General features: G+C 56.7%; 26 protein-coding genes and 1 tRNA gene. 18 read left to right on the forward strand and 9 right to left on the reverse strand.

What is annotated here, in order from left to right; translation table 11 throughout:
- Positions 1-190: 190 nt before the first annotated feature.
- Entirely contained in the window at positions 191-994 is an 804-nt protein-coding gene (gene dkgB / locus HMPREF3140_RS08540) for a 2,5-didehydrogluconate reductase DkgB (RefSeq protein ID WP_070552937.1), read from the forward strand.
- Between the two features lie 45 nt (positions 995-1,039).
- Here dkgB and yafC read toward each other — a convergent pair whose 3' ends face one another.
- Positions 1,040-1,945 carry a DNA-binding transcriptional regulator YafC gene (gene yafC, locus HMPREF3140_RS08545; RefSeq protein WP_002889616.1) on the reverse strand — a complete coding sequence of 302 codons (906 nt, stop codon included), beginning with the start codon at positions 1,943-1,945 and terminating at the stop codon, positions 1,040-1,042.
- A gap of 104 nt (positions 1,946-2,049) precedes the next feature.
- Here yafC and HMPREF3140_RS08550 point away from each other — a divergent pair, with 104 nt between their 5' ends.
- From HMPREF3140_RS08550 to HMPREF3140_RS08560, 3 genes are all read left to right on the forward strand, one after another.
- The gene (locus HMPREF3140_RS08550; RefSeq protein ID WP_004147174.1) at positions 2,050-3,240 is read left to right on the forward strand and encodes an MFS transporter; all 1,191 of its coding nucleotides are present in this window, start codon (positions 2,050-2,052) and stop codon (positions 3,238-3,240) included.
- Between the two features lie 102 nt (positions 3,241-3,342).
- Complete coding sequence (locus HMPREF3140_RS08555) at positions 3,343-4,140, forward strand: endonuclease/exonuclease/phosphatase family protein (protein ID WP_002889629.1); 798 nt, start codon at positions 3,343-3,345, stop codon at positions 4,138-4,140.
- 91 nt (positions 4,141-4,231) lie between these two features.
- A complete protein-coding gene (locus tag HMPREF3140_RS08560) occupies positions 4,232-5,002 on the forward strand; it encodes a class I SAM-dependent methyltransferase (RefSeq protein WP_002889630.1) in 771 nt (256 codons plus the stop codon).
- A gap of 57 nt (positions 5,003-5,059) precedes the next feature.
- On the opposite strand, the gene mltD is transcribed toward HMPREF3140_RS08560, so the two are convergent.
- Both mltD and gloB read right to left on the reverse strand, forming a co-directional pair.
- A complete protein-coding gene (gene mltD, locus HMPREF3140_RS08565) occupies positions 5,060-6,427 on the reverse strand; it encodes a murein transglycosylase D (protein WP_002889632.1) in 1,368 nt (455 codons plus the stop codon).
- 71 nt (positions 6,428-6,498) lie between these two features.
- Positions 6,499-7,254, reverse strand: a complete 756-nt coding sequence (gene gloB, locus HMPREF3140_RS08570; protein ID WP_004145833.1) for a hydroxyacylglutathione hydrolase — start codon at positions 7,252-7,254, stop codon at positions 6,499-6,501.
- Between the two features lie 32 nt (positions 7,255-7,286).
- Here gloB and HMPREF3140_RS08575 point away from each other — a divergent pair, with 32 nt between their 5' ends.
- The gene (locus HMPREF3140_RS08575) at positions 7,287-8,009 is read left to right on the forward strand and encodes a class I SAM-dependent methyltransferase (RefSeq protein ID WP_002889685.1); all 723 of its coding nucleotides are present in this window, start codon (positions 7,287-7,289) and stop codon (positions 8,007-8,009) included.
- On the opposite strand, the gene rnhA is transcribed toward HMPREF3140_RS08575, so the two are convergent.
- Positions 8,006-8,473 (reverse strand): ribonuclease HI, encoded by a 468-nt coding sequence (gene rnhA / locus HMPREF3140_RS08580; protein WP_002889686.1) that lies wholly within the window; start codon positions 8,471-8,473, stop codon positions 8,006-8,008. The genes HMPREF3140_RS08575 and rnhA overlap by 4 nt on opposite strands.
- A gap of 64 nt (positions 8,474-8,537) precedes the next feature.
- Between rnhA and dnaQ the strand changes: the two genes are divergently transcribed.
- Together dnaQ and HMPREF3140_RS08590 are read left to right on the forward strand one after the other, a co-directional pair.
- Complete coding sequence (gene dnaQ / locus HMPREF3140_RS08585) at positions 8,538-9,269, forward strand: DNA polymerase III subunit epsilon (RefSeq protein ID WP_004152034.1); 732 nt, start codon at positions 8,538-8,540, stop codon at positions 9,267-9,269.
- 133 nt (positions 9,270-9,402) lie between these two features.
- A tRNA-Asp gene (locus HMPREF3140_RS08590) sits at positions 9,403-9,479 on the forward strand.
- 59 nt (positions 9,480-9,538) lie between these two features.
- Here HMPREF3140_RS08590 and HMPREF3140_RS08595 read toward each other — a convergent pair.
- Positions 9,539-10,420 (reverse strand): LysR family transcriptional regulator, encoded by an 882-nt coding sequence (locus HMPREF3140_RS08595; protein ID WP_021464596.1) that lies wholly within the window; start codon positions 10,418-10,420, stop codon positions 9,539-9,541.
- Positions 10,421-10,523: 103 nt separating this feature from the next.
- Here HMPREF3140_RS08595 and eamB point away from each other — a divergent pair, with 103 nt between their 5' ends.
- A complete protein-coding gene (eamB, locus tag HMPREF3140_RS08600) occupies positions 10,524-11,114 on the forward strand; it encodes a cysteine/O-acetylserine transporter (protein ID WP_004178672.1) in 591 nt (196 codons plus the stop codon).
- 30 nt (positions 11,115-11,144) lie between these two features.
- On the opposite strand, the gene HMPREF3140_RS08605 is transcribed toward eamB, so the two are convergent.
- Complete coding sequence (locus HMPREF3140_RS08605) at positions 11,145-11,915, reverse strand: amidohydrolase (RefSeq protein ID WP_002889689.1); 771 nt, start codon at positions 11,913-11,915, stop codon at positions 11,145-11,147.
- A gap of 178 nt (positions 11,916-12,093) precedes the next feature.
- Entirely contained in the window at positions 12,094-14,538 is a 2,445-nt protein-coding gene (gene fadE / locus HMPREF3140_RS08610) for an acyl-CoA dehydrogenase FadE (protein WP_002889690.1), read from the reverse strand.
- A 239-nt stretch (positions 14,539-14,777) separates the two neighbouring features.
- Here fadE and lpcA point away from each other — a divergent pair, with 239 nt between their 5' ends.
- Both lpcA and HMPREF3140_RS08620 read left to right on the forward strand, forming a co-directional pair.
- Positions 14,778-15,359, forward strand: a complete 582-nt coding sequence (gene lpcA / locus HMPREF3140_RS08615; protein ID WP_004145825.1) for a D-sedoheptulose 7-phosphate isomerase — start codon at positions 14,778-14,780, stop codon at positions 15,357-15,359.
- Positions 15,360-15,433: 74 nt separating this feature from the next.
- Positions 15,434-16,201 (forward strand): class II glutamine amidotransferase, encoded by a 768-nt coding sequence (locus tag HMPREF3140_RS08620; protein WP_002889696.1) that lies wholly within the window; start codon positions 15,434-15,436, stop codon positions 16,199-16,201.
- Here HMPREF3140_RS08620 and dpaA read toward each other — a convergent pair.
- The gene (gene dpaA, locus HMPREF3140_RS08625) at positions 16,172-16,912 is read right to left on the reverse strand and encodes a peptidoglycan meso-diaminopimelic acid protein amidase (RefSeq protein WP_002889699.1); all 741 of its coding nucleotides are present in this window, start codon (positions 16,910-16,912) and stop codon (positions 16,172-16,174) included. The two genes, HMPREF3140_RS08620 and dpaA, sit on opposite strands and share 30 nt — an antisense overlap.
- Before the next feature lie 411 nt (positions 16,913-17,323).
- Here dpaA and HMPREF3140_RS08635 point away from each other — a divergent pair, with 411 nt between their 5' ends.
- From HMPREF3140_RS08635 to nqrM, 7 genes are read left to right on the forward strand one after another with little or no spacing between them, the layout of a single operon-like run.
- Entirely contained in the window at positions 17,324-18,667 is a 1,344-nt protein-coding gene (locus HMPREF3140_RS08635; RefSeq protein ID WP_002889702.1) for a Na(+)-translocating NADH-quinone reductase subunit A, read from the forward strand.
- A gap of 3 nt (positions 18,668-18,670) precedes the next feature.
- The gene (locus HMPREF3140_RS08640; protein ID WP_004147186.1) at positions 18,671-19,909 is read left to right on the forward strand and encodes an NADH:ubiquinone reductase (Na(+)-transporting) subunit B; all 1,239 of its coding nucleotides are present in this window, start codon (positions 18,671-18,673) and stop codon (positions 19,907-19,909) included.
- Complete coding sequence (locus HMPREF3140_RS08645; protein ID WP_004177336.1) at positions 19,902-20,696, forward strand: Na(+)-translocating NADH-quinone reductase subunit C; 795 nt, start codon at positions 19,902-19,904, stop codon at positions 20,694-20,696. The genes HMPREF3140_RS08640 and HMPREF3140_RS08645 overlap by 8 nt, the downstream gene beginning before the upstream one ends.
- A complete protein-coding gene (locus tag HMPREF3140_RS08650) occupies positions 20,689-21,327 on the forward strand; it encodes an NADH:ubiquinone reductase (Na(+)-transporting) subunit D (RefSeq protein WP_002889716.1) in 639 nt (212 codons plus the stop codon). Before HMPREF3140_RS08645 ends, HMPREF3140_RS08650 begins: the two co-directional genes overlap by 8 nt.
- 6 nt (positions 21,328-21,333) lie before the next feature.
- Positions 21,334-21,930, forward strand: coding sequence for an NADH:ubiquinone reductase (Na(+)-transporting) subunit E (nqrE, locus tag HMPREF3140_RS08655; protein WP_004177335.1), 597 nt, complete (start codon positions 21,334-21,336; stop codon positions 21,928-21,930).
- Between the two features lie 12 nt (positions 21,931-21,942).
- On the forward strand, positions 21,943-23,166 hold the full coding sequence (gene nqrF / locus HMPREF3140_RS08660) for an NADH:ubiquinone reductase (Na(+)-transporting) subunit F (protein ID WP_002889720.1): 1,224 nt from the start codon (positions 21,943-21,945) through the stop codon (positions 23,164-23,166).
- A 2-nt stretch (positions 23,167-23,168) separates the two neighbouring features.
- Positions 23,169-23,384, forward strand: a complete 216-nt coding sequence (gene nqrM, locus HMPREF3140_RS08665) for a (Na+)-NQR maturation NqrM (protein WP_002889722.1) — start codon at positions 23,169-23,171, stop codon at positions 23,382-23,384.
- Between the two features lie 132 nt (positions 23,385-23,516).
- Here the strand turns inward: nqrM and HMPREF3140_RS08670 are convergent, their stop codons facing one another.
- Positions 23,517-24,377: a glycerophosphodiester phosphodiesterase family protein gene (locus HMPREF3140_RS08670; protein WP_032410852.1), complete on the reverse strand. Its 861-nt coding sequence runs from the start codon at positions 24,375-24,377 to the stop codon at positions 23,517-23,519.
- A 159-nt stretch (positions 24,378-24,536) separates the two neighbouring features.
- Here HMPREF3140_RS08670 and dinB point away from each other — a divergent pair, with 159 nt between their 5' ends.
- Complete coding sequence (gene dinB / locus HMPREF3140_RS08675) at positions 24,537-25,592, forward strand: DNA polymerase IV (RefSeq protein WP_002889726.1); 1,056 nt, start codon at positions 24,537-24,539, stop codon at positions 25,590-25,592.
- The last annotated feature ends 2 nt before the right edge of the window (positions 25,593-25,594 follow it).

A 25,594-nucleotide genomic window follows, 5' to 3' on the forward strand; every position in this document is an offset into this window, starting at 1 on the left:
GGGTTCGAGTCCCGTCCGTTCCGCCACTTATTAAGAGCCCTGAGCATTTGCTCAGGGCTTTTTTGTTTGATCTGTTCTCTATTATTGCTAATTCAGCAAAAATCCTCTGCATTAATCGCTCTTTTTCCCCTCCACACCATCAGCCATAATTTCATCCGTTAACCGAAATGAAGAAATAACGAGGAAAATCATGGCAATCCCTGCATTTGGTCTTGGCACCTTCCGTCTGAAAGATGATGTTGTTATCGCATCCGTAAAAACCGCGCTGGAGCTGGGCTATCGTGCTATCGACACCGCGCAAATCTATGACAACGAAGCCGCGGTGGGTCAGGCTATCGCCGAAAGCGGCGTGCCGCGTGATGAGCTGTTCATCACTACCAAAATCTGGATCGAGAACCTGAGCAAAGACAAACTCATCGCCAGCCTGCAAGAAAGTCTGCAGAAGCTGCGCACGGACTATGTTGACCTGACGCTCATCCACTGGCCGGCACCGAACGATGCGGTTGCCGTTGAAGAGTTTATGGCAGCCTTGATGGAAGCGAAGAAGCTGGGTCTGACCCGTCAGATTGGTATCTCCAACTTCACTATTCCACTGATGGAGCGCGCGATTGCCGCCGTTGGCGCTGAAAACATTGCGACCAACCAGATTGAACTCTCGCCGTATCTGCAAAACCGTAAAGTCGTCGACTGGGCACGTGAGCACGGCATCCGCATCACCTCTTACATGACGCTGGCTTATGGTAAGGCGCTGAAAGATGAAGTGATTGCCCGTATCGCGGCGAAACATAATGCGACTCCGGCGCAGGTTATCCTGGCATGGGCGATGGGCGAGGGGTACGCGGTGATCCCGTCCTCGACGAAGCGTGATAACCTGGCCAGCAACCTGAAGGCGCTGGATCTGCAGTTGGATGATGAAGATCGACAGGCGATCGCTGCGCTGGATTGCAACGATCGGCTGGTGAGCCCGGAAGGTCTGGCGCCGCAGTGGGATTAATCACTCGCTACCGGTATGCCGTTCACCCTGCCGCCCGAGAAGGTATTACGACAGCTCCTTCGGGAGCTGTTTTACGTGGTCGCTCAGAAAATCAATAAATGCCCTGATGCGAGTGCTGACCGCCCGGTCGCTGTAATAGACGGCACTGAAAGGCATTTCCACCGGTAAGCGCTTATCGGCCAGTAGCTCGACAAACTCTCCGCTGGCAATCTCTTTATCCACCATGTAATCCGACAGGCAGGCAATACCGTTGCCGGTCAGGCACAGCTGCTTGAGCGTTTCGCCGCTATTGGATGACACCGCCGCTTCGATCTCTAACAGCTGGCCATCGCAACAGGAGACCGGCCAGGTATTCAGCGATACCGGCTCGGTGAAGCCGAGGCAGTGATGCTGTTTCAGATCGGATGGATGCTGCGGCATACCGTAGCGCGCGACATAGTCGGGCGAGGCGACGATCTTACGATAGCTGGTAAACAGCGGTCGGGCGCGCAGGCTGGAATCCGTTAAGGTCCCGGCCCGAATGGCCACATCCACTTTCCGTTCAATCAGATTGATAAACGTCTCAGACGAGACGAGCGACAGCGTCATTTCCGGGTAGCGCTCGCGAAATGGCTTCACCAGCGGCATGAGAAAATGCAGCATCACCGGCGTCGCGGCATCTACACGCAGCAGGCCCCGCGGCGTCGTGCGCGTCTCCAGCAGATCGTTCTCTGCCGCCGCCATTTCCTGCAAGACCACCTGCATCCGGCGAAAGTAGCGCTCGCCTTCTTCTGTCAGGCTGAGCTGGCGGGTGGTCCGATTGAGCAGGCTTACGCCTAGCTTTGATTCCAGCTTTTTGACCGCCCGGCTGACGGCGGAGTTGGCCTGTCCGAGCTGCTCGGCCGCCCGGCTGAAACTCCCGCTTTCCACCACCGCCACAAAGATGGCGATCTCCTCTGATGTGGCTCTCATTATTGCACCTATAGCAAAATTCTATTGATACTTTGATAGTTTTTGTTATTTATACAACCCTTCATACTACGTGTCATCTTAATCCTGATGCTACGGAGTAAATTATGCCACTGGCGCTATTTGCCTTAACTATCGGTGCCTTCGCAATTGGCACCACTGAATTTGTGATTGTCGGCCTGGTCCCGACCATCGCCCAGCAACTCTCTATCTCTTTGCCTTCTGCAGGACTGCTGGTTTCTATCTACGCGCTGGGCGTAGCTATCGGCGCTCCGGTGCTGACGGCGTTAACCGGGCGTATGCCGCGTAAACAGCTGCTGCTGGCGTTGATGGTCCTGTTTACGGCGGGTAATGTGCTGGCCTGGCAGGCCCCGGGCTATGAAACGCTGATCCTGGCGCGACTGCTGACCGGCCTGGCACACGGCGTGTTCTTCTCTATTGGCTCGACAATTGCCACCAGCCTGGTGGCAAAAGAGAAAGCGGCCTCGGCCATTGCCATTATGTTCGGCGGCCTGACGGTCGCGCTGGTAACCGGGGTACCGTTCGGGACTTTCATCGGCCAGCATTTTGGCTGGCGGGAAACCTTCCTCGCGGTATCGATTCTGGGCGTCATTGCCCTTATCAGCAGCCTGATTCTGGTACCGAATAATATTCCGGGCCGCGCCAGCGCCAGCCTGCGCGATCAGATGAAAGTATTAACCCATCCTCGCCTGCTGATGATCTACGCCATTACCGCGCTGGGCTACGGCGGCGTGTTTACCGCCTTTACCTTCCTTGCGCCGATGATGCAGGAGCTGGCCGGTTTCAGTCCGTCAGCGGTGAGCTGGATCCTGCTGGGCTATGGTGTCTCGGTCGCTATCGGTAATGTGTGGGGGGGCAAACTGGCCGATAAGCATGGCGCCGTCTCCGCGCTGAAGTTTATCTTCGCCGCGCTGGTGGTGCTGCTGCTGGTCTTCCAGTTGACCGCCAGCGTTCACTATGCCGCGCTGGCAACGGTACTGGTGATGGGCATCTTCGCCTTCGGCAACGTGCCGGGTTTGCAGGTGTATGTGGTGCAAAAAGCAGAGCAGTATACCCCGGGGGCTGTCGACGTCGCTTCCGGCCTGAATATTGCCGCCTTTAACGTCGGCATTGCTCTGGGGTCCATCGTCGGCGGACAGACGGTCGAGCGGTACGGTCTGGCGCAGACGCCGTGGATTGGCGCGATGATTGTGCTGGTCGCTTTGCTGTTGGTGGTCCTGAGCGGACGTTTAGATAAATTGCCACGCCGTTCGGCAGCGCTTTCTCCCGAAGGCTAAGGGTTTCTCGCAATTTGCATTGAAAGTGTATGGGAAAATCCCTATAACAGAATAACCAGTCGTCGTCGGGCTGGTTTCTGTTATCGAGGATTAATGCCCAAATTGCGAAAGAACACCTACGCCATGCGCTATGTCGCCGGACAACCTGCGGAGAGAATATTGCCTCCGGGGGCGTTTGCGGGCGTGAGTCCGGTTTATCCCGCCGGTACGCCATTAAGCAGCGATGAGAAGATCCGCGTGCTGGTATGGAATATCTTCAAGCAGCAGCGCGCAGAGTGGCAGTCGGTCCTCAAAAATTTCGGCAAAGATGCGCATTTGGTCCTGTTGCAGGAGGCGCAAACTACCCCAGAACTGGTCCGGTTCGCGACTTCAAACTATCTGGCCGCCGATCAGGTGCCGGCGCTGGTATTGCCGCAGCATCCTTCCGGCGTAATGACGCTGGCCTCCGCGCACCCCATCTATTGCTGTCCGCTGCGCGAGCGCGAGCCTATTTTGCGATTGCCGAAATCGGCGTTAGTGACCGTTTATCCGCTGCCGGATGCGCGGTTGTTGATGGTAGTCAATATCCATGCCGTCAACTTTAGCCTTGGCGTCGACGTCTACAGCAAACAGCTGCTGCCAATTGGCGATCAGATCGCCCATCACAGCGGGCCGGTGATCATGGCCGGCGACTTCAATGCCTGGAGCCGGCCGCGGATGAATGCGCTGTACCGCTTTGCGCGTGAGATGTCGTTACGCGAAGTTCGTTTCTCAGACGATCAGCGCCGCCGCGCGTTTGGTCGTCCCCTCGATTTTGTGTTCTACCGTGGGTTAAGCGTGCACGATGCTTCCGTGCTGGTGACCCGCGCCTCCGACCACAACCCGCTACTAGTCGAATTCAGTCCCGGCAAGCCTGATTAATTTAAGGTTGGTCAGGCCTGCCATGGGGCAGGCCTGCGCATGCATGGTGCTGCCTTTTATTACTCAAAAAAAACCGTAAGGACAAGACAACATGACAACACGCTCTCACCATGACAACGTCGAAAAGCAGTTCGGCTCCCAGGCCAGCGCCTATCTGACCAGCGCCGTACACGCCTCTGGTCGCGATCTGCAGCGGCTGGCGGAACGGCTGGCTGATTTTCCTCAGGCGAAAGTGCTGGATATGGGCTGCGGGGCAGGGCACGCCAGCTTTACCGCGGCGGGACAGGTTGCCGAGGTGACCGCCTATGATTTATCGAGCCAGATGCTGGAGGTCGTTGCCGCCGCGGCAAAGGAGAAAGGTTTTAGCAATATCGTGACCCAGCAGGGGTACGCCGAAACGCTGCCGTTCGCTGATGCCAGCTTTGATGTGGTGATTAGCCGCTACTCCGCTCACCACTGGCATGACGTTGGCCAGGCGCTGCGTGAGGTGAAACGTGTTCTCAAGCCGGGCGGGGTGATTATCGTGATGGACGTGATGTCGCCGGGTCATCCGGTACGTGATGTCTGGCTGCAGACGGTGGAAGCCCTGCGCGACACCTCGCATGTGCGTAATTATTCCAGCGGCGAGTGGTTGACGCTGGCGACTGAAGCGGGGCTGGTGGTTAACCAGTTGTTGACCGATCGCCTGCCGCTGGAGTTCAGTTCATGGGTGGCGCGGATGCGTACTCCTGAGCCGCTGGTGGAGGCGATTCGCTTATATCAGCAGAGCGCTTCGGCGGAGGTCAAAGCGTACTTCGAGTTACAGGAGGACGGATCGTTTACCAGCGATACCATTCTGTTCGAAGCGCATAAAGCGGTTTAATTTAGGCAACAAAAAAGGCACCGGGGAAGTCGGTGCCTTTTTGTCGAACCAGAGGTATCAGGACTCTGGTCGATCGCTGTTTTTCACAAACAACGTTAGCTGATCGCCTGGGCGCAGGTTGTCGGTATCGCTGTTCCAGCGCATCACGTCGCGAATATTAACGCCGTGACGTTTGGCGATGCTCGACAGCGAATCGCCTTTACGAACGCGATAGGTGATGCTATCGCTGTTGTTCGCCAGACGCTGGGCGCTGCTGCCAGCGCCAATAACCAGATTCTGCCCAACCTTTAATCCAGAGCCGCGCAGGTTATTCCACTGCTGCAGATCGCGGGTCGTCACACCAAGACGGGAAGCTATCCCGGAAATGGTGTCGCCGGAACGCACCTTATAGCTACGGCTGGTCAGCGGCGTATTGTCCGCGAGCTGCGTCGGCTGCACGGCGGCAATGTCGCCAGAGGCCAGCGATTCACGCAGCTGTGCGGCGTGCTTCTGCGGCACCATGACGTACTTTGGCCCGCTCGCGCCCAGCGTTGACCCTTTTACGCCCGCATTGAACGTCTTCAGCTTGCTGACCGGCATACCGGCCATGTCCGCGAGCTGAGAAATATCAACCGGACTGTCGAGGCGAACGCGCGCCAGCGCACGGCTTTCATCAGCCGTAGGCAGCTTTACGCCGTAACGTTTGCTGTTTTTGAGAATGTCGCTCAATGCCAGCATTTTCGGGACGTAGATTTTCGTTTCATGCGGCAGAGACAGCGACCAGAAATCGGTGGGTTTGCCACGCGAACGGTTCGCTTTTACTGCCTTCATGACCCGGCCTTCGCCGCTGTTATAGGCTGCGACCGTTAACAACCAGTCGCCGTCGAACATTTTGTTCAGACGTTGCATCATGTCCAGCGCCGCGGTAGTAGATGCGACGACATCACGACGCGCATCGTAACTGCGGGTCTGTTTTAAACCATAATTGCGCCCTGTGCTCGGAATGATCTGCCAAATGCCTGCGGCATTGGCGCCAGACGTCGCGTGTGGGTCAAAAGCGCTCTCCACTATGGGTAGTAATACCAGTTCCATTGGCATGTTACGTTTCTTAACCTGCCCGGCTATCCAGTACATATACGGCTCTGCCCGTAAAGTTACATCGTGGAGATAGCTCTTATTTCTTAAGTACTTCTGTTTCTGTTCGCGAATCCGGGGATTATCCGGTATTCCCATCTTTAGCTCGTCGCCTATGGAAGTCCACAGATCCTGGTCTTGCGCGTAGAAGGTTCCATCATCTAACCAGCGCGCTTGACTTGTGAACTTGCCTGCTTCCCCTTGACCAGCCGCAGAAAGGCTCTGTGCTCGCTGTTCGACGGTGCCATCGTGCTTAGACGCCTGGCACCCCACCAGCAGGACAGAGGCGAGTAATATCGCTCGTGCCTTCATGTGTGTGTCAATAGTTGCTTAAAAGACGACCAAGGATAACGGCGAAGTTGGCCGATGACAAGAATTAAATATCAGAAGTCATCTTTCTTTGACCTTAACCATGCAAATCGCGCCACAGAGTGTTGCAAATTTGTTTCTTTGTTAATTTTGTCAATTAAATCAATATCATTTACGCGTAAAAATAAATTTATACGCCGCTCATTTTTCAGAGTTACGGGTAGTGTTTTTTGTTTTTTTGCACGTAACTCATTAACTTTATGATAGTAATCGTTTATGTCCCTATCATCTGGCAGGATACTCAATGCAAACTTCATATTCGCTAACGTATATTCATGTGCGCAACATATGAGGGTTTCTTCAGGAAGGGCGTTAATTTTCATAAATGATTGATACATCTGCTCTGCTGTACCTTCGAACAGCCTTCCGCAGCCGCCGGAAAACATCGTATCGCCACAGAACAGATAAGGTTCGCTGTAGTAACAGATATGTCCTAATGTGTGACCTGGCGTAGAGAAAATGGAAAAATCGTGCCCGAGAATTGACAGCCGATCGCCATCGCCTACCACCTGAGTGACGCCTTTATCCTGGGTTTCCGCCGGCCCGTAAACCACTATAGAAGGGAATTTTTCACGTAATTGTTTTACGCCGCCGACGTGATCCTGATGATGATGGGTCAATAAAATAGCCTCGGGCTGCCACTGGTTTTCCTCGATGGCCGCCAGAACCGGCGCGGCTTCGCCTGGATCTACGATGATGCAGCGGCCGTTATTCTCACTGAGAACCCAGATGTAGTTGTCCTGAAACGCGGGAATACTGATAAGATTCATAAATTACCTCTAAAGCGTAGCGGAAGGTGGCAATGAAGCCGGCAAGGATACCTCACACAGTGACAGCGCCTGAGCATTGGTCCAGTATGCCGTGGGGCGAATACTATCGCGAAACGCTGGAGCAGCAGATGAAACCGTGGCTGGCTAAATTATATGGCTTTCATCTGCTTAAGATTGGCAATCTGAGCGCGGAAATCAATACCGAAGCTTGCGCCATCTCGCACCAGGTGAATGTCTCGCTGGCGGGAAATCCAATGCAGGTCCGGGCTGACCCGCTGCATTTACCCTTTGCCGAAAAGTCCGTTGACGCCTGCCTGCTGGCGCACACCCTGCCGTGGTGTAGCGATCCGCATCGTCTGCTGCGGGAAGCCGATCGTGTACTGATCGATGATGGCTGGATGATCCTGACCGGGTTTAATCCGGTCAGCCTGATGGGGTTGCGTAAGCTGGTGCCGGTCCTGCGCAAAGGAACGCCTTATAATAGCCGTATGTTTACGCTGATGCGCCAGCTGGACTGGCTGGCGCTGCTCAACTTTGAAGTGCTGCACTATGGACGTTACCAGGTTTTGCCCTGGTCGCGCCATGGCGGCAAATTGTTGAGCACCCATCTGCCGGCGCTGGGCTGTTTGCAATTGATTGTCGCCCGCAAACGGACCATTCCGCTGACGCTCAATCCGATGAAATCCGGCAAAGCGAAAACTCAGCTGCGGCCGGCGGTGGGCGCCACCCGGCAGTGGCGCAAAGGGCAGAATTAACTCTCAGGCAGGTAGCCGACATCGTCCAGTGTGGGGTGGGAGGCCGCCGCGCGCGCCAGCTCGTCGCAGCGTTCATTTTCAGGATGGCCGGCGTGGCCCTTTACCCATTCCCATTTAATTTTATGCTGGCCAAGCGCGGCGTCCAGCCGCTGCCAGAGGTCGACATTTTTCACCGGCTTTTTCTCTGCCGTTTTCCAGCCGCGCTTTTTCCAGTTGTGGATCCACTGGGTGATCCCCTGACGAACATACTGGCTGTCAGTGCTGAGCACCACTTCGCAATGCTCTTTTAACGCTTCCAGGGCAACAATTGCCGCCATCAGTTCCATGCGGTTATTGGTGGTCAGACGGTAGCCAGCGCTGAAGGTTTTTTCGTGCTGGCGGTAGCGCATGATGGCGCCGTAGCCGCCAGGTCCTGGATTACCCAGGCAAGAGCCGTCGGTGAAAATTTCTACCTGTTTGAGCATCTCTGGTAGACTTCCTGTAATTGAAATCGATTTGTAAACGATAAGTCTGACATAAATGACCGCTATGAGCACTGCAATTACGCGCCAGATTGTTCTCGATACCGAAACCACCGGTATGAACCAGATCGGGGCACACTACGAAGGACACAAGATCATTGAGATCGGCGCCGTGGAGGTGATCAACCGCCGCCTGACCGGTAACAATTTTCACGTCTATCTGAAGCCCGATCGGCTGGTGGATCCTGAAGCATTCGGCGTACACGGGATCGCCGATGAGTTCCTGCTGGATAAACCTACCTTTGCCGACGTGGCTGATGAGTTTATGGATTACATCCGCGGCGCGGAGCTGGTGATCCATAACGCCTCGTTCGATATCGGCTTTATGGATTATGAATTCAGTAAGCTAAACCGCGGCATCGGAAAAACCGAGACCTTTTGTAAAATCACCGACAGTTTGGCGCTGGCGCGGAAAATGTTTCCAGGCAAGCGCAACAGCCTCGATGCGCTATGTTCGCGTTACGAAATAGACAACAGCAAGCGTACGCTGCACGGGGCGTTGCTCGATGCCCAGATCCTTGCCGATGTCTATTTGATGATGACCGGCGGCCAGACTTCGATGGCGTTCTCTATGGAAGGCGAAAGCCAGCAGCAGGCGGGAGAGATGGGAATTCAGCGCGTCGTCCGCGCCGGCAGTCAGTTACGCGTGGTTTATGCCTCAGATGAAGAACTGGCGAACCATGAATCCCGCCTCGACCTGGTACAAAAGAAAGGCGGAAGCTGCCTGTGGCGTGCCTGATAGCCACTAAAATGAATTAAAAGTAGGCGGTTGGGTGATTTTTGCAGCAAACGATTCAAAATGGTAGAAAAAGCGTTGACGGGGTAGAGGGGAATCCGTAATATTCGCCTCGTTCCCAACGGAACAACAACGCGGAGCGGTAGTTCAGTCGGTTAGAATACCTGCCTGTCACGCAGGGGGTCGCGGGTTCGAGTCCCGTCCGTTCCGCCACTATTCAGAAAGCCTGAATCAGCAATGATTCAGGCTTTCGTCGTTTTCGTCGCCGAATTTCAGCGCGCCTCTTGTTCCTCCTGCATGCACTGCATAAATACCCGCATCGCCGGACTGATAGCCTTCCCGGCATGGTGGGCGCAGAGCGCATGGATCGTCAACGGCGTCTCGCTGAATGGCAGCTCAACCAGCGTCCCGCGCTTGAGCTCGTCCTCCACCGCAAAGCGTGGCAGAAAACTCACTCCCAGATTTCCCGCCACGCACTGCTTGATACTCTCAATACTCCACAGCTCAATGGTGTTCTCCAGAGTAATTTCGCGTTGGCGCAGGGTGCTTTCAAAAATCTGCCGGAACACGCACTGGGGTTCGTTGATGATAAAGCTCAGCGGGATATGCTGCCGCGGGCGCATGAAGTCTACCGGCGCCTGCTCGACCGATGCGACCAGCGTCAGCGACTGCTGGCCAAGCTCCATTATCGTGAGCGCGTCATCGTTACCCACCCGGTAAAACACCCCCAAATCGACCTCGTCGGCAAGCAGCGCATCGCGGATGCTGTAGCAGTTGAGCGACTGCAGCGACAGGCGCACTTTCGGAGCGCGTTGCTTAAAACGCTGCAGCACCCGCGGCATTTTATACGCCAGCAGCGTTTCGCCAGTGGCGACGCGAAGTTCGCCGCCGGGCTCATCGTCCTGGCGTGCCGCCTGACGTATCGAGGCCATCACTTTAGTCAGGTCGTAGACATGCGGCAGGAGCTTCTTACCGGCGGCGGTGAGACACATCCGCCGGCCGATTTTCTCAAACAGCGGGATGGCAAGCTCCTGCTCCAGCTGCTGGATATGAAAAGTCACGGTGGACTGAGTGCAGCATAGTTTCTGCGCCGCGCGCAGAAAGGAGCCTTCTTCGACAACAGTTTTGAAGGTGATGAAGCGTCGCAGATCCATATTTCCTCTTTGTATCGATATTATCGAAGCGAGAATGAAAAAATATTCATTTTTTTAAATTATCAGCTTCGGGTAGTGTCTGCCAGACAAGAGGAGAAAACCCGTGACACCTACCCTGATTAGCGCCTTTTTAACTTACACTTTGATCACCGCCCTGACACCCGGGCCCAACAATATCCTGGCGCTGAGCAGCGTCACCTCCCATGGTCTACGCCGCAGCCTGCGGGTGCTGGCCGGGATGAGCGTCGGGTTTATTATCACTATGTTGATTTGCGCGGCTTTAACCTTTTCGCTGGTTGAACTCGACTCACGCTTTACCCTGGTATTGGGATGGATTGGCGCGGCGTACATCCTGTGGCTGGCCTGGCAGATTGCCAAAAGCAAACCGGCGACAGGGACGCCGAGTGTAGAACCGGTAGGCTTTTGGGCGAGTCTGGGGCTACAGTTCGTCAACGTTAAAATTATTCTGTATGGCATCACCGCGCTTTCTACCTTTGTTCTGCCCGTTACTCGCGAGCCTGTTTGGCTTATCAGCGTGAGTCTGCTGCTGGCGGCGATTGGCGCGCTGGGAAATCTGTGCTGGGCGCTGGCGGGGCATCTGTTTCAGCGCCTGTTTTTGCTGTACGGGCGGCAACTGAACTGGATGCTGGCAGCGTTATTGGTCTACTGTGCTGTGCGGATCGTGGTGGAATAAAAAGGGAGCGCAGCGGCTCCCGAAGGGTGATTAGCCGATCGTGAAAGGATCGGCATCGCGCCAGGCGGGGAATTTTTCACGATATTCCTGAAGGGCGCTCAGCGACAGCTCGGCATCAAGACGAGTGGCCTGATGCGGATCGGCGGTGGCGATAATCTCCCCCTGGGGATTGATAATCCGACTATCGCCGCGGTAATGATGGCCGTTGCCGTCAGTGCCAACCCGGTTACAGCCGGCGACATAGGCCTGGTTTTCAATCGCACGGGCGATCAGCAGCGACTGCCAGTGCAGCGAGCGCGGCGCCGGCCAGTTGGCGACATACAGCGCCAAATCATAGTCGTTCTGATTACGCGACCATACCGGAAAGCGCAGGTCGTAACAGACCAGCGGCAGGATCCGCCATCCACGCCATTCAAAGACCACGCGCTGGTTTCCGGCCTCATAGTGATGATGTTCATCGGCCATACGGAACAGGTGCCGTTTATCATAATGGTGCACCGTACCGTCAGGCTCGACCAGCAGGAAGCGGTTAACAGCGCCGTGTTCAGTTTGCAGCGCAGCGCTGCCGGCAATCAGCGCCTGGGATTGCGCAGCCCGGGCATGCATCCACTCCACCACGTCGGCCTCGGGTAAAGACTGTTTTGCCGCTTCCATGGCAAAGCCGGTGGTAAACATCTCTGGTAAAACAATCACATCGCGCCCGGTGATTCCTTCCAGTTGGCGATCAAAATGGCGCAGGTTGGCAGGGCCGTCCATCCAGACCAGCGGTTGTTGCAACAGCGAAATTTTCAGGCCAGGCACAATGGTCAACTCCATTCTCATGAGGGGGTTAGGTTAACTGTAACACCATATCAGCCGCGCGGCGGTCCGCGGAATATTTTGTTAAAAAAATGCTACTGATGGAAACGAAAGGGGAGGAGAGGGCGAAAAAAAGGCGGGGAAAGTTCCCCGCCCGGCGTGTGATGTGGTAGTGGTTTTATTATGCAGCTTCAACTTTACGAACTTTTTCCGGCAGCTTTACCGGCTTTGTCGCCAGCTCCTCTGGCGCAAAGTCGTCGACGTTAATGCTGCGCAGACGGCTATGCTCTGCACGGGTAAGAATGGCGGCCTCATCCTGACTGATTAATCCTTTGGCCAGCGCGTTGTGGGCCAGCTCATCCAGACGGGTGAACGGCAGATTTTTACCCAACTCTTTGCAGATCCGCTGGTGGATAGGATCGGCCGCCATCACTTCCAGCAGGGCCTCTTCCAGCAGGCCTACCGGGTTATGCTCGCTCGGCGTCAGATACTGACCGCGACCGATGCGGGAGCGCGTGGCGCTGGGCACCTGCAGAATTTTGGCGACCTGGTGGTCCAGCCTATCCGACGGCGCATGATGATGACGGCCGGTCGGGAAGATGACCAGGCGCATTACGCCTGCCACCAGACGGTTCGGGAAATTGTCCAACAGATCGTCAATGGCTTGCTCGGCCTGGTGCAGCGCGTCCTGTACCCCCCAGTGAACCAGCGGCAGATCGGCTTCATTGCGTCCTTCATCGTCATAGCGTTTCAGCACCGCCGAGGCCAGGTACAGCTGGCTTAACACATCTCCCAGACGGGCGGAGATACGTTCGCGTCGCTTGAGGCTGCCGCCGAGCACCGCCATTGAGACGTCTGACAGCAGTGCCAGGTTGGCGCTCAGACGATTCATTTGCTGATAGTAGCGACGGGTGGCGTCACGAGTCGGCGCGCTGCTGGTGCGCCCGCCGGTCAGGCCCAGCCAGAAACTCCGCACTTTATTACTGCCGACATGGCCGATGTGTTTGAACAGCAGCTTGTCATAGGCGTTCAGGTCATTATTCTGCGCGGCGGCCATCTCCTCCAGTACGTACGGATGGCAGCGAATCGCCCCCTGACCGAAGATCATCATGCTGCGGGTCAAAATGTTTGCGCCTTCCACGGTGATGGCGATAGGCGCGCCCTGATAGGCCCGGGCGAGGAAGTTGCCTTCGCCCAGCATAATGCCTTTCCCGCCGGTAATATCCATCGCGTCGATAATGGAGCGCTGGCCGCGGTGGGTGCAGTGATATTTCACGATAGCGGACAGCACTGCAGGTTTCTCGCCGAGCATGATGCCGTAGGTGATCAGCGACGCCGCAGCGTCCATCACATAGGCGTTACCGGCGATACGCGCCAGCGCCTCTTCAATCCCTTCCATTTTGCCGATGGAGATTTTGAACTGGCGGCGAATATGGGCGTAAGCGCCAGTCGCCATGGCAACGGATTTCAGACCACCGGTGGCGTTGGACGGCAGAGTAATACCGCGGCCGACCGATAGACATTCAACCAACATGCGCCAGCCCTGACCGGCCATGCTTGGGCCGCCGATGATGTAATCGATAGGCACGAAGATATCTTTGCCGCGGGTTGGACCGTTCTGGAACGGCACGTTCAGCGGGAAGTGGCGACGGCCGATTTCCACGCCCGGGGTGGAGGTGGGGATCAGCGCGCAGGTGATACCCAGCTCTTCTTCTCCGCCCAGCAAACGATCCGGGTCAGAGAGTTTGAAAGCCAGCCCCAGCACGGTGGCGATAGGCGCCAGCGTGATATAACGTTTGTTCCAGGTCAGGCGCATCCCCAGCACCTGTTGACCCTGCCAGTCGCCCATGCACACCACGCCGGTATCCGGGATGGCGCCGGCGTCAGAGCCCGCTTCCGGGCTGGTGAGAGCGAAGCAAGGGATTTCCAGGCCGCGTGCCAGACGCGGCAGATAATGATTCTTCTGTTCTTCGGTACCGTAATGCTGCAGCAGTTCGCCCGGGCCCAGCGAGTTCGGGACGCCGACGGTGATCGCCAGGATGCCGGAGACGCCAGAGAGTTTCTGCAGTACTCGTGCCTGAGCGTAAGCGGAGAACTCAAGTCCGCCATACTCTTTCTTAATGATCATCGCGAAGAAGCGGTGCTCTTTCAGATAGGCCCACAGCTCCGGCGGCAGATCGGCCATTTCGTGGGTGATGGCGAAGTCGTTAGCCATCCGGCAGGCTTCTTCAACTGGGCCGTCGAGGAAAGCTTGCTCTTCGGCGGTCAGCCGCGGCTGCGGATAGTTATGTAACTTTTGCCAGTCAGGATTGCCGCGAAACAGATCGCCTTCCCACCAGGTGGTGCCGGCGTCGATGGCTTCTTTTTCCGTGCGCGACATCGGCGGCATCACCTTGCGGAATGTGCGAAACGCCGGTGCGGAAATCATGGATTTACGCATAGGCGCAAAGTTAAACGGCAACAGTATGATCGCCAGCGGCAGCAGCAGCCAGATATTCCACACTCCGGCCGCGCCGAGCGCCGCGGTCCAGGCGAGCAAAATCACGCTGCTGAGCAGCAGGCTGACCCGGTGATAGAAGAGCGCGCCGAGTAAAACGACGGTTGCAACAATACTCAAAATCATCATAGAGAAATGCTCCCTGAGCTTGTAGGAGGTCTGACCACTTGTGATGTATTGGTTGTAGTGCATGCGTTTTTATTTAGCAATGTGTTTACAAAATAATTACAACCTTGCTCACATTGTTGTATGCAAAAGCGGCACATAAAATCAAAAGAGCGAGGGATAACGCTGCCTGCTGCTTCTCGCTTCGACGGCTATCCGGTACACTGCCGGGGTTATTCCACTCATACTGAAGGATTATCCTCATGTACCAGGATCTTATTCGTAACGAACTGAACGAAGCCGCGGAAACGCTGGCTAACTTTCTGCAGGACGAAGCCAATATCCATGCTATCCAGCGTGCCGCTGTCCTGCTGGCGGATAGCTTTAAGGCGGGTGGGAAAGTGCTGTCCTGCGGTAACGGCGGTTCCCATTGCGATGCGATGCATTTTGCGGAAGAGCTGACCGGACGTTATCGCGAAAACCGCCCGGGTTACCCGGCCATCGCGATCTCCGACGTCAGCCACCTCTCCTGCGTGAGCAATGATTTTGGCTATGAGTATGTGTTCTCCCGCTACGTTGAATCCGTTGGCCGCGCAGGCGATGTGCTGCTCGGTATCTCCACGTCTGGCAACTCCGGCAACGTGATTAAGGCCATTGAGGCCGCGCGGGCGCAGGGGATGAAAGTGATCACCCTGACCGGTAAAGACGGCGGTAAAATGGCCGGTAGCGCTGATGTTGAAATTCGCGTGCCGCACTTTGGCTACGCCGACCGCATCCAGGAGATCCATATTAAAGTGATCCACATCCTGATTATGCTGATCGAAAAAGAGATGGCGAAAGGCTAACAGGCAGGTGAGTGTGTACTGTTGACGGTAGCCTCGCTCCGGCGCCGTCGTGATTTGTGAGGGTGAGGTGATCTATGTGCGAACTGCTCGGGATGAGCGCCAATGTGCCAACCGATATCTGTTTTAGCTTTACCGGGCTGGTGCAGCGCGGCGGCGGGACGGGGCCGCATAAAGACGGCTGGGGCATTACCTTCTATGAAGGTAAAGGCTGTCGCACATTCAAGGATCCCCAGCCGAGCTTTCAGTCGCCGATCGCGAAACTGGTTCAGGATTACCCCATTAAGTCCTGTTCCGTCGTCGCCCATATTCGTCAGGCCAACCGCGGGAGGGTGGCCCTGGAGAACACCCATCCCTTCACCCGCGAACTGTGGGGGCGCAACTGGACCTATGCGCACAATGGGCAGCTAAAAGGCTATAAGTCGCTGAAAACCGGTAATTTTCATCCGGTAGGTGAAACCGACAGTGAAAAAGCGTTTTGCTGGCTGCTGCACCGTTTAACCGAGCGCTATCCGCGCACGCCGGGCAATATGCTGGGCGTTTTCAAGTATATCGCCACCCTCGCGGGTGAACTACGTGAGAAAGGGGTGTTCAACATGCTGCTGTCGGACGGGCGCTACGTAATGGCGTTCTGCTCGACCAATCTGCACTGGATCACCCGGCGAGCGCCGTTCGGCGTGGCAAAACTGCTGGACCAGGATGTGGAGATCGACTTTCAACGCGAGACCACACCCAACGATGTGGTCACGGTTATCGCCACGCAGCCGCTGACGGCCAATGAAACCTGGCATAAGATCATGCCAGGCGAGTGGGCGTTATTTTGTCTCGGGGAGCGTGTAGTTTGAGGCCAGCTGCGGCTGGACAACCTCGTGGCTGAGCGGCTTGCTCACCACATAGCGGCCGTCGGTCACTGATACGACCGGCGGTTTGTGGGTCTGCTGGAAATAGTCATAGCCAGGCTTGAGCTGTTTCCAGAAATCCGCGTAGTAGGAGTATTTGTGGCGTTCCATGTTGGCGTTGGTCATGCGGAACGGATAGATACTCACCTGCACGCTTGGCTGGCCGAAGACTAAAGCGCCGGTCACGAACTGGAAGATCTCATCGATACCGCTGTCGGTCATGGCGTAGCAGCCGACTGAGACGCAGTCGCCGTGGATCATCAGGTATTTCCCTTCATAACCATGGGCGCGATCGTAGGCGTTCGGGAAGCCGATGTTAATCGCTTTATAGAAGCGGCTGTCGGGTTTGAGCTGGCTGCGGGTGACGTTATAGAACCCTTCCGGACTCTTGAAATCGCCCTGGCGCTGTTTCGGACCGAGGCCACCGGAGTAGTTGCAGATCCGGTAGCTGTCGAGGAGCTGGTAGGTCTCACCCATTTTGACGTAAAGGTCGAGCATGCGCTCTTCTTTAAAGATCTCAATGTAAACCGGTGAACCCATTAATTGCTGCTTATATTCTTTGCTTACCGGCGTTGTCGGGCTGTTGCTGCTGAGCAGCCCGGCAAATGACACGCACGGCAACAGAAGCATCGCAATAAATAATGCGATTTTGCGCATACTGCTTGTTCCTTGATAAAACAAAATAGCCACATTGCCAGGACGGCAAGAGAGACCCGAAATCAGAGTTTTCTGGATTTAGAGCGCTCACATTAGCATCACGGCATTTTTTCGCAAGGGCGACGTGGCGGCGTTTACAAATCAGCCTCACTTTATACCCTGCCAGCGACGAAAACACAGTGAGAACTTTGCGCAATAGCTCGCATTTTAGAAGCACTTATCGCCCCTTGCGCTACAGCCGCCGCTCACGAAATGTTACACTTGCGCCGGTTCATCATCAGAGTAAGAAAGGATGCTTCTCTTCCGTCCTGAGCGCTACTGGCGCCGTTTCGCCCTTTCTTCTCTGCCATTCTGTCAATAAGCTGGCCCTGACCTGCGTCGGGGTTGAGGTTACGGATACCTGCTAACGATATGATTAAAATCACGAAAGGGCTGGATTTGCCCATAGCTGGCATGCCATTACAGCAGATTTCTCCCGCGCCAGCGGTGAAGCGCGTCGCGCTACTCGGCGAAGAGTACGTTGGCATGCGCCCCGCGATGGCGGTTAAAGAAGGCGATCGGGTCAAAAAAGGTCAGATCCTGTTCGAAGATAAAAAGATCCCTGGCGTCTGCTTTACCGCCCCGGCGAGCGGGATCGTCAGCGCGATCCACCGCGGCGAACGGCGCGTGTTGCAGTCGGTGGTGATTGATATCGAGGGCAATGACGCGGTGGCGTTTACCCGTTACGCCGCGGACGCGCTGGCCGAACTGCCGCGCGACACCGTACAGCAGCAGCTGCTGGCGTCGGGCCAATGGACGGCGCTGCGTACCCGACCGTTCAGCAAAACGCCGCTCCCGGGGAGCACGCCCGCCGCTATCTTTGTTAACGCCATGGACACCAATCCGCTGGCGGCGGAGCCGCAGCCGATTATTCTGGCCGAACGTGCCGCCTTCGACGCCGGTCTTACCGTGCTCACGCGCTTGACCGACGGGAAAGTGCACGTCTGCCAGCCCAGCGGCGGCAAGCTGGGCGGTCATCCTCTCGGCCAGGTCTGTTTTAATCAGTTCAGCGGGCCGCACCCGGCGGGGCTGCCGGGAACGCATATTCACTTTCTGGAGCCGGTGAGCCTGAATAAGCAGGTCTGGCACCTCAATTATCAGGACGCGATCGCCATTGGTAAGCTTTTCCTCGACGGGGAGCTCTACTGCGAACGGATAATTGCGCTCGGCGGCCCGCAGGTAACATCTCCGCGGCTGGTCAAAACGACGCTCGGCGCCAGCCTGGAGGATCTGCTGGCAGGTGAGTTGCAGGAGGGGGAAAACAGGGTCATTTCCGGCTCGGTGCTTAGCGGCGCCCGCGCCCATGGCCCTCACGCCTTCCTGGGGCGCTTCCATCTGCAGGTGAGCGTGGTCAAAGAAGGGCGGGAAAAAGAGCTCTTCGGCTGGGTGATGCCGGGCAAAGAGAAATTCTCGATTACCCGCACCACGCTGGGCCATTTCTTCAAGCGCAAGCGCTTTCATTTTTCCACCGATACCAACGGCGGCGAGCGGGCGATGGTGCCGATCGGCAACTACGAGCGGGTGATGCCTCTGGATATCCTGCCGACCATACTGCTGCGCGATCTGCTGGCCGGAGACACCGACAGCGCTCAGGCGCTGGGCTGTCTGGAGCTGGATGAAGAAGATCTGGCGCTGTGCACCTATGTTTGCCCTGGAAAGTATGAATATGGCCCGGCGCTGCGCAGCGTGTTAACCCGGATTGAGCAGGAAGGATAAGAGATGGGCTTAAAGCACCTGATTGAGAAACTTGAGCCGCATTTCACGCATGGCGGCAAGCTGGAAAAATATTACCCGCTGTATGAGGCGGCGGCGACCATCTTCTACACGCCGGGCCAGGTAACCCGCGGCGCGGCGCACGTGCGCGACGCCATCGACCTGAAGCGGATGATGATCCTCGTGTGGTTTGCCGTATTCCCGGCGATGTTCTGGGGCATGTACAACGTTGGGCTGCAGACCATTCCGGCGCTGCACAAGCTATACGGCGCCGAACAGCTGCAGCAGGCGATCGCCAACAACTGGCACTACAGCGTCGCCCAGTGGTTAGGGGTGAGCTTCAGTGCCGACGCCGGCTGGCTGAGCATGATGACCCTGGGCGCGGTCTTCTTCCTGCCGATCTATATAACCGTTTTTATCGTCGGCGGCTTCTGGGAGGTGCTGTTCGCGATTGTGCGCAAGCATGAGATTAACGAAGGTTTTTTCGTTACCTCTATTCTCTTCGCGCTGATTGTGCCGCCCACGCTGCCGCTGTGGCAGGCGGCGCTGGGAATCTCCTTCGGCGTGGTGATCGCCAAAGAGATTTTCGGCGGCACCGGGCGCAACTTCCTCAACCCGGCGCTGGCGGGGCGCGCGTTCCTCTTCTTCGCCTATCCGGCGCAGATTTCCGGCGATCTCGTATGGACCGCGGCGGACGGTTTCTCCGGCGCCACGCCGCTCTCCCAGTGGGCCAGCGGCGGCGGTGAAGCGCTGGTGAACGTGGCGACTGGCGTGCCGGTGAGCTGGATGGACGCCTTCCTCGGCAATATTCCCGGCTCAATTGGCGAAGTGTCAACGCTGATGATCTTCATCGGCGGGGCGATCATCCTCTTTGGCCGCGTCGCGTCCTGGCGCATCGTCGCCGGGGTAATGATCGGCATGATCGCCACCGCCACCCTGTTTAACGTTATCGGCTCCGACACCAACCCGATGTTCGCTATGCCATGGTACTGGCATCTGGTGCTCGGCGGTTTCGCCTTCGGGATGATGTTTATGGCGACGGACCCGGTATCCGCCTCGTTTACCGATAAAGGGAAATGGAGTTACGGCGTGCTGATCGGCGTGATGTGCGTGCTGATCCGCGTGGTGAACCCGGCTTATCCGGAAGGGATGATGCTGGCGATCCTCTTCGCCAACCTCTTCGCACCGCTGTTCGATTATCTGGTGGTGCAGGCCAATATTAAGCGGAGGAAGTCGCGTGGCTGAGAAGAAAAGTAACGATAGCATCGGCAAAACGCTGCTGGTGGTGCTGGTGCTTTGTCTGGTCTGCTCCATCGTGGTGGCGGGCTCGGCCGTGGGGCTGAAATCCCGCCAGCAGGCGCAGCGGGCGTTGGATAAGCAGCGCAATATCCTGGCAGTGTCAGGGCTGATGCACCCCGGTATGGATGCGGATGCGGTAGCGGACACCTTCGCGGCGCGCATTACCCCGCGACTGGTGAATCTGGCCACCGGCGAACTGCTGGAGAAAGACCCGGGTAAATTTAATCAGGCTCAGGCGCTGAAGGATCCGCAGCAGAGTATGGCCCTGGATGCCAGTCAGGATCCGGCTGGTATAAAGCGACGCAGTAATCTGGCGGAAATTTACCTGGTGCGCGACGCGCAGCAGAAGATTGAGCAGGTGGTGCTGCCCATTTATGGCAACGGCCTGTGGTCGATGATGTATGCCTTCGTGGCGCTGGACGTCGATGGCCGCACGGTAAAAGGCATTACTTACTACGATCAGGGCGAAACGCCGGGGCTGGGCGGCGAGGTGGAAAACCCCAACTGGCGCCAGCAGTTTGTCGGCAAGCAGGTGCTGGATGACAACGGCATGCCGGCGCTGAAGGTGGTGAAAGGCGGCGCGCGCGCAGGCGATCTCCACGCGGTTGACGGTTTATCCGGCGCCACGCTGACGTCCAATGGCGTGCAGCATAGCTTTGATTTCTGGATGGGCGAACTGGGCTTTGGTCCGTTCCTGAAAAAGGTTCGTGAGGGAGAGCTGAATAATGGCTGAACAGAGCGATATGAAAGAGGTGAAGCGCGTGCTGGTGGGGCCGCTCATCGCCAATAACCCCATCGCCCTGCAGGTGCTGGGCGTCTGCTCCGCACTGGCGGTAACCACCAAACTGGAAACCGCCTTCGTGATGACCATTGCGGTGACCCTGGTGACGGCGTTCTCCAGCATGTTTATCTCGATGATCCGCCACCATATTCCCAATAGCGTGCGCATCATCGTGCAGATGGCGATCATCGCCTCGCTGGTCATCGTAGTGGATCAGCTGCTGCGGGCTTTCGCCTATGAGACCTCCAAACAGCTGTCGGTATTCGTCGGGCTTATCATCACCAACTGCATCGTGATGGGCCGCGCCGAAGCCTACGCCATGAAGTCGCCGCCGCTGGCGAGCTTTATGGATGGTATTGGCAACGGTCTCGGCTATGGCGCGATCCTGATTATCGTCGGCTTCCTGCGCGAGCTTATCGGTAGCGGCAAGCTGTTCGGTATCACGGTGCTGGAAACGGTGCAGAACGGCGGCTGGTATCAGCCGAACGGCCTGTTCCTGCTGGCGCCGAGCGCGTTCTTCATTATCGGTTTGCTGATCTGGGCCCTGCGTAGCTGGAAGCCTGAGCAGCAGGAAAAGGAGTAATCGGTGATGGCTCATTACATCAGCCTGTTTGTCCGCGCGGTGTTCGTTGAGAACATGGCGCTGGCCTTCTTCCTCGGGATGTGCACCTTTCTTGCGGTGTCGAAAAAGGTCTCCACCGCCTTCGGCCTCGGCGTCGCGGTGACGGTAGTGCTGGGGCTTGCCGTGCCAATCAATAACCTGGTCTATAACCTGGTGCTGCGCGACGGCGCGCTGGTTGAGGGGGTGGATCTCAGCTTTCTTAACTTCATCACCTTTATCGGAGTGATCGCCGCGCTGGTGCAGATCCTCGAGATGATCCTCGATAAGTATTTTCCGGCACTGTACAACGCGCTGGGCATCTTCCTGCCGCTGATTGCGGTTAACTGTGCGATTTTCGGCGGCGTGTCGTTCATGGTGCAGCGCGATTACAACTTCCCGGAGTCCATCGTCTACGGCTTCGGCTCCGGCATTGGCTGGATGCTGGCGATCGTGGCGATGGCGGGGATCCGCGAAAAAATGAAGTACGCCAACGTGCCTGCCGGTTTGCGCGGGTTAGGGATCACCTTTATCACCACCGGACTAATGGCGCTGGGCTTTATGTCCTTCTCCGGCGTGCAGCTATAAGGGCGAATAAGTATGGAAATTATTCTTGGCGTCGTGATGTTCACGCTGATTGTGCTGGTGCTGTCGGGGCTTATCCTGGCAGCGCGCTCAAAGCTGGTGAACGCGGGCGACGTGGTTATTGAGATCAATAACGAAGCGGATAAACAGATCCGCACCCCGGCGGGTGACAAACTGCTGAACACGCTGTCCAGCAACGGGATCTTCGTCTCCTCCGCCTGCGGCGGCGGCGGCTCCTGCGGCCAGTGTCGGGTAACTGTTAAAGAGGGCGGCGGGGATATCCTGCCGACCGAGCTTTCGCATATTACCAAGCGGGATGCCAAAGCCGGTTGCCGTCTGGCCTGTCAGGTGGCGGTGAAGCAGAACATGAAGATTGAACTGCCGGAAGAGATTTTCGGCGTCAAAAAATGGGAGTGTGAAGTTATCTCTAACGATAACAAAGCCACTTTCATTAAAGAGCTCAAGCTGCGGATCCCGGAGGGGGAGGTGGTGCCGTTTCGCGCCGGGGGCTATATTCAGATTGAATGCCCGCCGCATAAAGTGGCCTATGCAGATTTTGATGTTCCCGATGAATACCGTTCAGACTGGGATAAGTTCAACCTGTTTCGCTATGTCTCTGAGGTGAAAGAGCCGACCCTGCGCGCCTACTCAATGGCTAACTATCCGGAAGAGAAGGGCATCATTATGCTCAACGTGCGCATCGCGACGCCGCCGCCGAAGGTCCCGGATGCGCCGCCGGGGATCATGTCATCCTATATCTGGTCGCTGAAGCCGGGCGATAAGGTGACGATTTCCGGGCCGTTTGGCGAGTTCTTTGCTAAAGAAACCGACGCCGAGATGGTGTTTATCGGCGGCGGCGCCGGGATGGCGCCGATGCGTTCGCATATTTTCGACCAGCTCAAGCGCCTGCACAGCACGCGCAAAATCAGCTTCTGGTACGGCGCCCGTTCGCTGCGCGAAATGTTCTACGATGAGGAGTTTGAACAGCTGGCGCGCGACAATCCAAACTTTACCTTCCACGTCGCGCTCTCCGATCCGCTGCCGGAAGATAACTGGACCGGGCATACCGGCTTTATCCATAACGTTCTGTACGAGAACTATCTACGCGATCACCCGGCGCCGGAAGACTGCGAGTTCTACATGTGTGGGCCGCCGGTAATGAACGCCGCGGTAATTAAGATGCTCAAAGATCTGGGCGTCGAGGACGAGAATATTCTCCTCGACGACTTTGGAGGCTGACGATGCTGACGGTATTTATCGCGACCTTTGTGATTTTTGCGCTGGTGATCCTCGGCATGTCGCTGGGCTACCTGGTGAAGCGCAAGAGCATCCAGGGCAGCTGCGGTGGGATCTCCGCGCTGGGGCTGGAGAAAGTCTGCGATTGTCCGGAACCGTGCGACGCGCGTAAAAAGCGCCTCGCCCGCGAGGCGCAGCGTCAGCAGCGGCGTATTTTGTAATGCCCGGCGGCGCTGCGCATGCCGGACCTGCTGCTTCAGTTTTGTAGGCCGGGTAAGGCGCCAACCGCCACCCGGCAACAACATGCCAGCAATGTGAGGCCGCTTTCGCGGCTTTTTTAGCCGTTGACTCCCTTACTGCCAGCTTTTCGCCTGCGCCGGAGAATCCACCATCACCCCGTCGGCGCCCAGTTCTATCGCCGTGCGGTAGTCTTCCGCACTGTTGATGCCGAAGAAGATAATGTGCGCTTTATCCTGCGAGCGGAAGCAATCCATTGCCTCTTTATCCCAGGTGAGCGTCGCCGGGGAGATCCCTTCGCCAAGGGTGAATTTCTCCACCACCTCGACTTTGCGCTTCAGCTCCAGTCCATACCACTGCTCACCATCGCGTTGACTCGCTGGCTGGCACTGATGGCTGAGCGAAATATTGGCAAGCCTGGTGCGGGTTTCACTGCGAGTGACAAAGCGAGGGATGGCTGGCGGCAGGGCGGCGATATAGCGGTCTTCGGTGGAATAGACCCGCACGCGATCGAGGCTATCGGTGGTTTTTAACACTTCAAGCAGGCGCTGGCCCATCACGGTGGGATCGGCATCCGGAGATTTGATATCGATATAGAAAAAAGTGTGTGGCCATTGCTGTAAAACGCTTTGCAAGGTCGGAATGGTGGCCTGCTTACCGCGCCACGGGTGGTTGTCACCCCCCCATTTCCAGCCGGCGTCGACTTTCGCCAGCTCGGCGGCGGTCAAACCGGAAACTTTGCCCTCGCTATTGGTCAATGCGGAAAGATCGCTTGACCGGTAGAGCACCGGTACGCCGTCGCGGCTTAACTGCACCGTGACCCAGATGGCTTCGGCGTTATTCTCCAGCGCCAGCTTAATGGCCGGCAGGGTATTTTCCGGCGCATCGCCGGTGCCGCCGCGGTGGGCTATCAGCTGTGGAGCGGCCCAGGCGCCGGCTGTGGCCAGCAGGCAAAGCGCGGTAAGTATTTTCTTCATGATTATATCTTCCTGATTTATCTTTTAACTCAATGAAAATAAACATGATTTATTGCAGATTTATGTTTTAACCGCTTTTTTAGCCGATGAAATAAAAAAAGCATAAAATTCGCATCTGATTTTGCTATGCTGTATGGGTATACAGTGTTGAGTCTGACGATGCGTAAAATTATCCATGTCGATATGGACTGTTTCTTTGCGGCGGTGGAGATGCGCGACAACCCAGCGTTGCGCGATATCCCCCTCGCGATAGGCGGCAGTCGGGTACAGCGTGGCGTGATTAGTACCGCGAACTATCCTGCGCGTAAGTTTGGCGTGCGCAGCGCCATGCCGACGGCGACGGCGCTCAAGCTGTGCCCGCATCTCACGCTGCTTCCCGGCCGCTTTGATGCCTACAAAGAAGCCTCGAACCATATCCGCGAAATTTTCTCCCGCTATACCTCGCGCATTGAGCCGCTGTCGCTGGATGAAGCCTATCTTGACGTCAGCGACAGCGAGCATTGTCACGGGTCAGCCACCCTGATAGCCCAGGAGATCCGCCAGACCATCGAACGGGAGCTGCGCCTCACCGCCTCGGCGGGGGTGGCGCCGGTGAAGTTTCTCGCTAAAATCGCTTCAGATATGAATAAACCCAACGGCCAGTTCGTTATCGCCCCCCATCAGGTGGCAGAGTTTGTGCGGGCGCTGCCGCTGGCGAAAATACCCGGCGTCGGGAAGGTATCGGCAGCGAAGCTGGAAAATATGGGCCTGCGAACCTGTGGCGATGTGCAGAACAGCGATCTGGCCATGCTGCTTAAGCGCTTCGGTAAATTCGGGCGTATTCTGTGGGAGCGCAGCCACGGGATTGATGAGCGGGAAATTCATAACGATCGGCAGCGTAAATCGGTGGGCGTGGAGCGCACCTTAGCGGAAGATATCCATGAATGGCCGGAGTGCGAAGCGATTATCGAAAACCTCTATCCCGAGCTGGAGAGGCGACTGGCGAAGGTCAAACCTGATCTGCTGATCGCCCGCCAGGGCATTAAACTGAAATTCAATGATTTCCAGCTGACCACCCAGGAGCACGTCTGGCCGCGGCTGAACAAAGAGGATCTGATCGCCACCGCGCACAAAGCCTGGGATGAGCGCCGCGGCGGACGGGGCGTGCGCCTGGTTGGGCTCCACGTGACGTTGCTCGATCCGCAGCTGGAAAGGCAGCTTTTATTAGGGATTTAGCC

It is taken from the genome of Klebsiella sp. HMSC16A12, assembly GCF_001808265.1.
GTDB lineage: Bacteria > Pseudomonadota > Gammaproteobacteria > Enterobacterales > Enterobacteriaceae > Klebsiella > Klebsiella pneumoniae.

What these genes read in the sequence shown, in the direction of transcription:
- dinB (WP_002889726.1), top strand. Translation starts at nt 24,537, where the DNA reads ATGCGTAAAATTATCCATGTCGATATGGACTGTTTCTTTGCGGCGGTG.
- HMPREF3140_RS08620 (WP_002889696.1), top strand. Translation starts at nt 15,434, where the DNA reads ATGTGCGAACTGCTCGGGATGAGCGCCAATGTGCCAACCGATATCTGT.
- HMPREF3140_RS08595 (WP_021464596.1), bottom strand. Translation starts at nt 10,420, where the DNA reads ATGGATCTGCGACGCTTCATCACCTTCAAAACTGTTGTCGAAGAAGGC.
- mltD (WP_002889632.1), bottom strand. Translation starts at nt 6,427, where the DNA reads ATGAAGGCACGAGCGATATTACTCGCCTCTGTCCTGCTGGTGGGGTGC.
- HMPREF3140_RS08670 (WP_032410852.1), bottom strand. Translation starts at nt 24,377, where the DNA reads ATGAAGAAAATACTTACCGCGCTTTGCCTGCTGGCCACAGCCGGCGCC.
- rnhA (WP_002889686.1), bottom strand. Translation starts at nt 8,473, where the DNA reads ATGCTCAAACAGGTAGAAATTTTCACCGACGGCTCTTGCCTGGGTAAT.
- nqrF (WP_002889720.1), top strand. Translation starts at nt 21,943, where the DNA reads ATGGAAATTATTCTTGGCGTCGTGATGTTCACGCTGATTGTGCTGGTG.
- HMPREF3140_RS08560 (WP_002889630.1), top strand. Translation starts at nt 4,232, where the DNA reads ATGACAACACGCTCTCACCATGACAACGTCGAAAAGCAGTTCGGCTCC.
- dnaQ (WP_004152034.1), top strand. Translation starts at nt 8,538, where the DNA reads ATGAGCACTGCAATTACGCGCCAGATTGTTCTCGATACCGAAACCACC.
- HMPREF3140_RS08650 (WP_002889716.1), top strand. Translation starts at nt 20,689, where the DNA reads ATGGCTGAACAGAGCGATATGAAAGAGGTGAAGCGCGTGCTGGTGGGG.
- fadE (WP_002889690.1), bottom strand. Translation starts at nt 14,538, where the DNA reads ATGATGATTTTGAGTATTGTTGCAACCGTCGTTTTACTCGGCGCGCTC.
- HMPREF3140_RS08640 (WP_004147186.1), top strand. Translation starts at nt 18,671, where the DNA reads ATGGGCTTAAAGCACCTGATTGAGAAACTTGAGCCGCATTTCACGCAT.
- dkgB (WP_070552937.1), top strand. Translation starts at nt 191, where the DNA reads ATGGCAATCCCTGCATTTGGTCTTGGCACCTTCCGTCTGAAAGATGAT.
- nqrM (WP_002889722.1), top strand. Translation starts at nt 23,169, where the DNA reads ATGCTGACGGTATTTATCGCGACCTTTGTGATTTTTGCGCTGGTGATC.
- yafC (WP_002889616.1), bottom strand. Translation starts at nt 1,945, where the DNA reads ATGAGAGCCACATCAGAGGAGATCGCCATCTTTGTGGCGGTGGTGGAA.
- HMPREF3140_RS08575 (WP_002889685.1), top strand. Translation starts at nt 7,287, where the DNA reads ATGAAGCCGGCAAGGATACCTCACACAGTGACAGCGCCTGAGCATTGG.
- gloB (WP_004145833.1), bottom strand. Translation starts at nt 7,254, where the DNA reads ATGAATCTTATCAGTATTCCCGCGTTTCAGGACAACTACATCTGGGTT.
- dpaA (WP_002889699.1), bottom strand. Translation starts at nt 16,912, where the DNA reads ATGCGCAAAATCGCATTATTTATTGCGATGCTTCTGTTGCCGTGCGTG.
- nqrE (WP_004177335.1), top strand. Translation starts at nt 21,334, where the DNA reads ATGGCTCATTACATCAGCCTGTTTGTCCGCGCGGTGTTCGTTGAGAAC.
- HMPREF3140_RS08550 (WP_004147174.1), top strand. Translation starts at nt 2,050, where the DNA reads ATGCCACTGGCGCTATTTGCCTTAACTATCGGTGCCTTCGCAATTGGC.
- HMPREF3140_RS08635 (WP_002889702.1), top strand. Translation starts at nt 17,324, where the DNA reads ATGATTAAAATCACGAAAGGGCTGGATTTGCCCATAGCTGGCATGCCA.
- lpcA (WP_004145825.1), top strand. Translation starts at nt 14,778, where the DNA reads ATGTACCAGGATCTTATTCGTAACGAACTGAACGAAGCCGCGGAAACG.